At 66.8% G+C, this 8,554-nt stretch carries 6 protein-coding genes; 1 reads left to right on the top strand and 5 read right to left on the bottom strand.

Annotated elements, in window-relative coordinates; genetic code table 11:
* The 5 genes from C5F48_RS19790 to C5F48_RS19810 form a co-directional block, all read right to left on the bottom strand.
* Positions 1-1,400 (bottom strand): LON peptidase substrate-binding domain-containing protein (locus tag C5F48_RS19790; protein ID WP_146170658.1); only part of this gene is annotated, 1,400 nt, incomplete at its 3' end.
* A 253-nt stretch (positions 1,401-1,653) separates the two neighbouring features.
* Entirely contained in the window at positions 1,654-2,745 is a 1,092-nt protein-coding gene (locus tag C5F48_RS19795) for an alkene reductase (protein WP_107665527.1), read from the bottom strand.
* Positions 2,746-2,844: 99 nt separating this feature from the next.
* Entirely contained in the window at positions 2,845-3,972 is a 1,128-nt protein-coding gene (tgt, locus tag C5F48_RS19800; protein ID WP_107665528.1) for a tRNA guanosine(34) transglycosylase Tgt, read from the bottom strand.
* A gap of 107 nt (positions 3,973-4,079) precedes the next feature.
* Entirely contained in the window at positions 4,080-7,157 is a 3,078-nt protein-coding gene (locus C5F48_RS19805; protein WP_107665529.1) for an efflux RND transporter permease subunit, read from the bottom strand.
* Positions 7,158-7,166: 9 nt separating this feature from the next.
* Positions 7,167-8,267: an efflux RND transporter periplasmic adaptor subunit gene (locus C5F48_RS19810; protein ID WP_107665530.1), complete on the bottom strand. Its 1,101-nt coding sequence runs from the start codon at positions 8,265-8,267 to the stop codon at positions 7,167-7,169.
* Between the two features lie 114 nt (positions 8,268-8,381).
* Here C5F48_RS19810 and C5F48_RS19815 point away from each other — a divergent pair.
* Positions 8,382-8,554: TetR/AcrR family transcriptional regulator (locus C5F48_RS19815; protein WP_146170659.1), on the top strand; the 173-nt coding region annotated here is incomplete at its 3' end.

Consider the following 8,554-nt stretch of genomic DNA (forward strand, 5'->3'; position numbering starts at 1 on the left):
AGGAACATCACGTTGGACAGGTCGTATTCCACCTCGAGATAGTGGTCGACGAAGGTCGCGTTCTGTTCCGGGTCCAGCACCTCCAGCATCGCCGAGGCCGGGTCGCCGCGGAAATCTTGGCCCATCTTGTCGATCTCGTCGAGCAGGATCAGCGGGTTGGTGGTCTTGGCCTTCTTCAGCGCCTGGATGATCTTGCCCGGCATCGAGCCGATATAGGTGCGGCGGTGACCGCGGATCTCGGATTCGTCACGCACGCCGCCGAGCGAGATGCGGATGAACTCGCGCCCCGTCGCCTTGGCGACGCTGCGCCCGAGCGAGGTCTTGCCGACGCCGGGAGGGCCGACGAGGCAGAGGATCGGGCCCTTCAGCTTGGCCGACCGCGCCTGCACGGCGAGATACTCGACGATCCGCTCCTTGACCTTCTCGAGCCCGTGGTGATCTGCATCGAGCACGGCCTGCGCCTTGCCCAGATCCTTCTTGGTGCGCGACTTCACGCCCCACGGCACGCCCAGCAGCCAGTCGAGATAGTTGCGCACGACGGTCGCCTCGGCGCTCATCGGCGACATGCTCTTGAGCTTCTTCAGCTCGGCATCGGCCTTGTCGCGCGCTTCCTTGGAAAGCTCGGTCTTGGCGATCCGCTCTTCCAGTTCGGCGATCTCGTTCTGGCCTTCCTCGCCGTCGCCCAGCTCCTTCTGAATGGCCTTCATCTGCTCATTCAGATAGTATTCGCGCTGGGTGCGCTCCATCTGCGTCTTGACGCGGGTCTTGATCTTCTTCTCGACCTGCAGCACGGACATCTCGCCCTGCATGTGGCCATAGACCTTCTCCAGCCGCTCGGCGACGTCGAGCGTCTCCAGGAGCGCCTGCTTCTGCGCCACCTCGATGCCCAGATGCCCCGCGACGAGATCGGCCAGACGCGCCGATTCCTTGGTCTCGGACACGGCGGAAAGCGCCTCTTCCGGGATGTTCTTCTTGATCTTGGCGTAGCGCTCGAACTCGTCGGCGACGGTGCGCAGCAGCGCCTCGACGGTTTCGGCATCGCCCGGCTGTTCGCTCAGCGGCGCGGCCGAGGCCTCGAAGAAGCGGTCGTTGGGCAGGAACTCGGTGATCTTCACCCGGGCCTTGCCCTCGACCAGCACCTTCACCGTCCCGTCGGGCAGCTTCAGGAGTTGCAGCACATTGGCCAGCACGCCGACGCGGTAGATCCCGTCGGTGGTCGGATCATCGACCGAGGGGTCGATCTGCGACGAGAGCAGGATCTGCCGGTCTTCGGCCATGACCTCCTCGAGTGCGCGGACCGATTTCTCGCGGCCGACGAACAGCGGCACGATCATGTGCGGGAACACCACGATGTCGCGCAGCGGCAGCACGGGATAGCTGTTTGCGAGGGTCTCGTTCATGTCTTTTCCTTACTTGGCAGGAAGGCTCTGGCCCCGGTCATTCGGCAGCGCTCGGCCCTCCCCGGTCTTCGCTACAATATCTGGTATCGCGCCCCGGGAGTGTCAACCATGCCGTCGGCTTCGCGTTACAATCTGGACCTCCACCGGTCGCGCGGCAAGCGGACAATACGGGGAGGCCGCGCCGGCCCGGCTGTCTTTTCCGACAGGAGAGGCGGGACGTCGCACGCCCCGCCCCGGTCTTGTCCGTTCCGGCTCAGGCCGCGGCGGCTTCCAGCGTCGGGTAGTCGGTATAGCCCTCGGCCCCACCGCCATAAAGCCCCTCGGTCGGCAGCGGGTTCAGCGGCGCATCGGCCGCCAGCCGCTCGGCCAGATCGGGGTTGGAGATGTAGAGCTTGCCAAAGGCCACGGCATCCGCCTTGCCCGAAGCCACCGCCTCGACGGCCATCGCCCGGTCATAGGCGTTGTTGGCAATATAGACGCCGTTGAAGCGGCTGCGCAGCGTCTCCAGCGCGCCCTCCGGCCATTCGCGCGGCCCGCCGGTCTGACCTTCGACCATGTGCAGGAAGGCGAGCCCGTGCTTGTTGATCACGTCGATCGCCTTGGAGAACAGGCCCACGGTGTCGCTGTCGATGCCGACGTTGTTGGCGTTCGAGAACGGGCTGAAGCGGATGCCCACGCGCCCTGCCCCGAGCACGCCGACCACGGCGCCCACGACCTCGTCGAGGAAGCGCACGCGATTCTCCTGCGACCCGCCATAACCGTCGGTGCGGGTGTTGGAGGTGTCACGCAGGAACTGGTCGATCAGGTAGCCGTTGGCGGCGTGGATCTCGACCCCGTCGAAACCGGCGGCCTGGGCGTTCTCCGCAGCCTTGCGGTAGTCATCCACCACGCGGGCGATCTCGGCCTCTTCCAGCGCGCGCGGCACCGAGGTCTCGACGAATTGCGTGCCGTCGAAGGTCTTGCTGGCGGCGCCGATGGCCGAAGGCGCGACCGGCGCGTTGCCCTCCAGCAGGCTCACATGGCTGATGCGCCCGACATGCCAGAGCTGGATGGCGATCTTGCCGCCCTTGGCGTGGACCGCATCGGTCACGGCTTTCCAGCCGGCCACCTGCGCCTCGGAATGGATGCCCGGGGTCCAGGCGTAGCCCTTTCCCTCGGGCGAGATCTGCGAGCCTTCGCTGATGATCAGCCCGGCCCCGGCGCGCTGCGCGTAATATTCGGCGTGGATCGCGTAGGGCGTGTCATCCTCGGGCTTGGCGCGGTTGCGCGTCAGCGGCGCCATGACCACCCGGTTTTTCAGCTCCACATCGCCCAGCGTGACGGGGGTGAACAGTTTATCAGTCATTGAAGATGCCTCACTTCGGGTTTGTCGGCTCGAAGTAAGGTTCCTGCAGCCGGGCACAAGGGTGCAAAACGGCAGGGTTGGGACCGCAAAATTGCACAATCAGACTGGTGGAATATCGCCCTCGGCCCGCTGGGAGTGGAAGCCCTGCACGAACGCGGCCAGCCGCCCCGCCGCGATGGCGTCGCGCAGGCCCTGCATCAGCTCCTGATAGTAATGCAGGTTGTGCCAGGTCAGCAGCATCGAGGCGATGATCTCCTGCGAGCGCAGCACGTGGTGCAGATAGGCGCGCGAATAGCTGCGGCAGGTCGGGCAGCTGCAGGCCTCGTCCAGCGGGCGCGGGTCGTCCATGTGGCGGGCGTTCTTCATGTTCACCTGCCCGCGCCGCGTCCAGGCCTGCCCGGTGCGCCCCGAGCGCGAGGGCAGCACGCAATCCATCATGTCGATGCCCCGCTCCACCGCGCCGACAATATCGTCCGGCTTGCCCACGCCCATCAGGTAGCGCGGCTTGTCGGCGGGCAGCATGTCGGTGGCATAGTCGAGCACGCCGAACATCGCCTCCTGCCCCTCGCCCACGGCGAGCCCGCCGACCGCGTAGCCATCAAAGCCGATGGCGGTCAGCGCGGCGGCGCTCTCCTCGCGCAGTTCCCGCGTCACCCCGCCCTGCATGATGCCGAACAAAGCATGGCCCGGTCGGTCGCCGAAGGCGTCGCGCGACCGCTGCGCCCACCGCATCGACAGCCGCATGGATTTCGCCACCACCTCATCCGTCGCCGGCAGCGCCGGGCATTCGTCGAAGCACATCACGATGTCGGAGCCGAGCAGCTTCTGGATCTCCATGCTGCGCTCGGGGCTGAGCATGTGCTTGGAGCCGTCGATATGCGAGGAGAACTTCACCCCCTCCTCGGTCAGCTTCCGGAGTGCGGCAAGGCTCATCACCTGGAAGCCGCCCGAATCCGTCAGGATCGGCCGGTCCCAATTCATGAACTTGTGCAGCCCGCCCAGCCGGGCGATGCGCTCGGCGGTGGGGCGCAGCATCAGGTGATAGGTGTTGCCCAGAAGGATGTCGGCCCCGGTGGCGCGCACACTTTCCGGCAGCATCGCCTTCACCGTCGCCGCCGTGCCCACCGGCATGAAGGCCGGGGTGCGGATCTCGCCGCGCGGGGTGGAGATCACGCCGCTGCGCGCGGCCCCGTCGGTCGCCGATACCTGAAAGGAAAATCTGTCCATGCCCGGCCCCTGCCCCGTCCCTGCTTCGCCGCCCTTCTGCGACAAAGCTCCGCAAATGCCAAGGGCAGGCCCGGAGGCCTGCCCTGTGGTCGTCATGCCGTCGTTGCTCAGACCGAGGCGTCGCGCAACGCCAGCATCTCGCGATGCGCCTTGTAGGCGCGGTCGGGCTTCGAGATGAAGGTGTAGAACATCGGCACCACGAAGAGCGTGAACACCGTCCCGACCAACAGCCCGGTGAAGATCACCGTCCCCATCGCCGAGCGCGCCGCCGCCCCCGCGCCTTCGGCGATGATCAGCGGCACCACCGCCAGCGCCATGGCCGCCGTGGTCATCAGGATCGGCCGCAACCGGACCTTGGCCGCCGCCACGATCGCCTCGCGCCGGTTCAACCCGTGCTCCTCGCGCTGCTGGTTGGCGAATTCCACCATCAGGATGCCGTGCTTGGTGATCAGGCCGATCAGCGTGATCAGACCCACCTGCGTGTAGATGTTCAGCGTCCCGAGCCCGAGGTTCAACGGCAGGATCGCGCCGAAGATCGACAGCGGCACCGACATCAGGATGATGAAGGGATCGCGGAAGCTCTCGAACTGCGCCGCCAGCACCAGATAGATCACCAGCACCGCCGCGCCGAAGGCCAGCAGGATGGCGTTGCCCTGCTCCACCTCCAGCCGCGACTGGCCGGAGTAGTCGAGGAAGAAGCCTTCCGGCATCACCTCGTTGGCGATCCCGACCAGCTCGGCCAAGCCGTCGCCGGTCGAGACGCCCGGCAGCGGCAGCGCGGTCAGCGTGGCCGAGTTCAGCTGGTTGAACTGCTCGATCGAGGCGGCCGAGGTGCCGGTGGTGATGCTGACCAGCGAGGATAGCGGCACCATCTCGCCCGACTGCGCCCGGACGAAGAACCCGCCCAGGGCCTCGGGGTTGTCGCGCCACTCGCGCGGCACCTGGGTGATGATGTCGTAGCTGTTGGAATCGCGGTCGAACTGCGCCACCGCCCCGCCGCCGACCAGCAGACCCAGTGTGTTGCCGATCTCGGAGATCGACACGTTCAGCGAGGCCGCCCGATCGCGGTCGATCTGCACCGAGACCTCGGGCGCGTCGAAGGACAGCGAGTTCTGCACCGCGATGAAGCGGCCCGTCGCCAGCGCCTTCTCGCGGATCTCGTCGGCGATTTCGGCCACCCTGTCGGGCGAGTAGATCGACTGCACCACCATCGAGATCGGCAGACCGCCCCCGGTGCCCGGCAGGCTCGGCGGCGAGAAGACGAAGCCCTGCAGACCCGGCACCGGGTCGAGCAGCGCCTGCACCTCGGCCTGCACCTCGGCCTGACTGCGCTCGCGGTCCGCCCAGTCCTCCAGCGCCCAGATGTAGATGCCCGAATTGGCCTGCCCGCCGAAACCGGCGATAGAGAACTCGGTCTTCACCTCGGGGATGTCGCGGGTGATCTGCGAGATATGGTCGGTGTAGAGCGTGGTGTATTCCTTGGTGGCGTAGCGCGGCCCGCTCAGGAAGGCGAACATCGCGCCCTGATCCTCCTCCGGCGCCAGTTCGCTCGTGGTGTTCAGGAACATGAACCCGGTCGCCCCGACCAGCGCCACGACCATGATCAGCGTCACCGGACGGTAGTCCAGCGACGAGGCCACCCGGCGCTCGTACCAGTTCGACAAGCCTTCCAGCGTGCCGTCTACGATGCGCTGGAACCGGCTGCCGCTACCCTCCTTCAGCAGGCGGGCCGACATCATCGGCGTGATCGTCAGCGCGATCACCCCCGAGATGATGACCGACCCGGCCAGCGCGAAGGCGAATTCGCTGAACAGCGACCCGGTGAGACCGCCCGAGAAGCCGAGCGGCGCCAGCACCGCGGCCAGCGTGATGGTCATGGCGATCACCGGCCCGGTGATCTCGCGCATGCCCTTCACCGCGGCGGCGTAGGGCTTCATGCCCTCGTCGATATGACGGTGGATGTTCTCCACCACGACGATGGCGTCATCGACCACCAGACCGATGGCCAGAACCATGGCGAGCAGCGACAGCAGGTTGATCGAATATCCCAGCGCCAGAAGCACGCCGCAGACGCCGATCAGCGACAAGGGGATGGTGACGATCGGCATCAGCACCGAGCGGAACGAGCCGAGGAACAGCAGGATCACCACCACCACGATGGCGACGGCCTCGGCCAGCGTCTTGAACACCTCGACGATCGAGGCGGTGATCGTCTCGGTCGAGTCGTAGACCAGATTGATCTCCATCCCGTCGGGCAGCGTCTCGTTGATCGCCGGCAGCTCCTCGATCACCGCCGCCGCCGTGGTCAGCGGGTTCGCCGCCGGGGTCGGGAAGATGCCGATGAAGGTGCCCGGCTGGCCGTTGAAGGTGACGATGCTGTCACGCTCCTCCGCCGCCAGCTCCACCTCGGCCACGTCGCGCAGCCGCACGACGTTGCCCTCCTCCGTCCGCAGCGGCAGCGCCCCGAAGGCGTCCGGGGTCTGCAGGGTGGATTCCAGCGTGATCGACTGGGCGTAATACTCGTTCTCGGTCTTGCCCGGCGCCGAGAGGAAGTTCGAGGCCCGGATCGCCGCCAGCACCTCCGAGGCGGTCACGTTGCGCGCCGCCAGCCGCAAGGGGTCGATCCAGACCCGCATCGCGTAATTCGAGGCGCCGATGATCTGGATCTCCGCCACGCCGTCGATGGTCGACATGCGCGGCCGGATCACCCGTTCCAGATATTCGGTCATCTGCTCGGCGGTCATGTTGGGGTTCAGCGCCGCCAGATACATCAGCGCGAACTGGTCGCCGGTGCCCTTGACGATGATCGGGTCCTCCGCCTCGCCGGGCAGCTGGCCGCGGACCTGCTGCACCTTGGCCAGAACCTCGGTCAGCGCCACGTCGGGGTTGGCCCCGAGCTGCATCTGCACCGAGACGACCGAGGCCGAGGGCCGGCTCTGGCTGGTGACGTAGTCGATGTTCTCGGTGGTCGCCACCGCGCGGGCGATCGGCGCGGTGATGAAGCCCTGGATCAGGTCGGGGGCCGCGCCCGGATAGGTGGTGGTGATGGTCACCACGGTTTCCTCGACTTCCGGATACTGGCGCACCGGCAGGTTGAAGATGCTGTAGAACCCGATCAGCAGGATGAAGGCGCCAAGCACGGTGGAAAGCACCGGGCGGCGGATGAAGATCTCGGAGATGCTCATGCCGACCTCTTATTCTGTCGCGGCTGCGACAGGCGCAACCGTGTTGTCGACCACGACGCTCGCGCCGCCCGAGAGCCGGTTCTGCCCGGCGTTCACCACCTCGTCGCCGGCTTCCACGCCGCTGACGATCTCGATCATCTGGCCGCTGCGCCGGCCGACGGTGACGAAGACCTGCTCGACGGTCTTGCTGCCTTCCTCCTCGCCCGCCCGCACCACATAGACGGAGTCGCCGTAGAGGCTGGTCGACACCGCCGATTGTGGCACGGCGATCACGTTCTCCTCCGACGGCAGCTCGACCGAGACGCGCAGGAACTGGCCCGGGTAGAGCGTGCCTTCGGCATTCTCCACCTCGGCCCGCACCGTGACCAGACGCGAGTTCGGATCGACCTTCGGCTCGATCCCGGTGATCGTGCCGCGGGCCTTGTAATCACCCACCTCGGTCGCGACCGAGACCGGCAGACCGGCGCGGATCTGGCTGATCCGCTGCTCGGGCAGCGAGAAGTCGACCCGCATCGAGTCGAGATCCTGCAGCGTCGCATAGACCTGACCGACGGTGACATACTCGCCCAGCTCGACCTGCGGAATGCCGATCACCCCGTCGAAGGGCGCGCTCAGCTCCTTCTGCTCGAGGATGGCGGTCAGACGCGCGACCTGGGCCCGGGCCGAGGCGGCCTCGGACTGGGCGATGTCGAGGTTGTTGGTGGCCGAGACGCCGCGCTCCTGCAACTCGCGGGCGCGGTTCAGCTGGGTCGTCGCCAGCGCCAGCGAAGCCTCGGCGGCGGCGAGATCGGCCCGTTCCGCCCGCTCCGATATCTGCACCAGCCGCTGGCCGGCGGTGATCCTGTCATTGGCGGAGAAGGCGACTTCCTCGACCGTGCCCCCGGCCTCGACCGACAGATCGACGCCGCGCGCCGCATTGGCCGTGCCGATCGCCTCGATGGTCGGCTTCCAGGTGATCGCCTCGGCCATGCTGGTCGACACCGTCACCGCCGGCGGCACCCGATTGGCGAAGAAGTCGCCGATCGCCTGGTCGCGGAACCTGTTGAAGCCGACGATGCCCCCGACGATCAGCACAAGGAGGATTACCGCAATAAAAAGGCGTTTGACCATCATCGTCTCCATCTGACCTGTCCAAAAGGGCTGCGTGCGCGACACCGCCGGACCTTTCGCATTCGCGCCTTTGCGTGTACCGTCCGGACGGTAAAGTCAAGCCACGAGGTGCGCATGCCGGAAGTAGAGCAGAAGTCGCGAAAGAAAACGGCGCAGGCCACGCGACGGCGGCTGCTCGACGCGGCGGACCAGCTCAGCCGCACCGTCGGCCCGGCGCGGCTGTCGCTGGAGGCGGTGGCGGCAGAGGCGGGCGTCTCGAAGGGCGGCCTGCTCTACCATTTCCCCAG

The sequence above is a fragment of the Cereibacter changlensis JA139 genome (genome assembly GCF_003034985.1).
Lineage (GTDB): Bacteria > Pseudomonadota > Alphaproteobacteria > Rhodobacterales > Rhodobacteraceae > Cereibacter > Cereibacter changlensis.

Bases quoted from the DNA above. Each gene is read 5' to 3' on its own strand.
- C5F48_RS19805 (WP_107665529.1), bottom strand. From the start codon at position 7,157: ATGAGCATCTCCGAGATCTTCATCCGCCGCCCGGTGCTTTCCACCGTG.
- C5F48_RS19810 (WP_107665530.1), bottom strand. From the start codon at position 8,267: ATGGTCAAACGCCTTTTTATTGCGGTAATCCTCCTTGTGCTGATCGTC.
- C5F48_RS19795 (WP_107665527.1), bottom strand. From the start codon at position 2,745: ATGACTGATAAACTGTTCACCCCCGTCACGCTGGGCGATGTGGAGCTG.
- tgt (WP_107665528.1), bottom strand. From the start codon at position 3,972: ATGGACAGATTTTCCTTTCAGGTATCGGCGACCGACGGGGCCGCGCGC.